At 45.3% G+C, this 247-nt stretch carries 1 pseudogene; it reads left to right on the top strand.

Annotation, left to right across the window (positions count from 1 at the left end):
- Positions 1-247, top strand: a pseudogene (locus MZO41_RS17080) (IS1182 family transposase); the annotation flags it as partial.

Raw genomic sequence — 247 nt, 5'->3', positions numbered from 1 at the left:
AGCAACTAAGCAGGTTTCCCCGAACCCAGCCAAACAGCAACGCCGGACTGTTAAATCACAAAAACGTAAGTTGGATAAACGACGTGATAAAATGCGTGAACACCAAGCACAGCAAGCTATTTATGATCAACGTAACAGCTACTCTAAGACGGATCACGATGCCACCTTTATGCGGGTCAAGGAAGATCCGATGCAAAACGGTCAATTAAAACCTGCCTACAACGTTCAAATCGCCACGAGTAATCAG

The sequence above is a fragment of the Lactiplantibacillus sp. C232 genome (assembly GCF_023806725.1).
GTDB classification, from domain to species: domain Bacteria; phylum Bacillota; class Bacilli; order Lactobacillales; family Lactobacillaceae; genus Lactiplantibacillus; species Lactiplantibacillus plantarum.
This window is presented reverse-complemented; position numbering and strand designations above follow the sequence as displayed.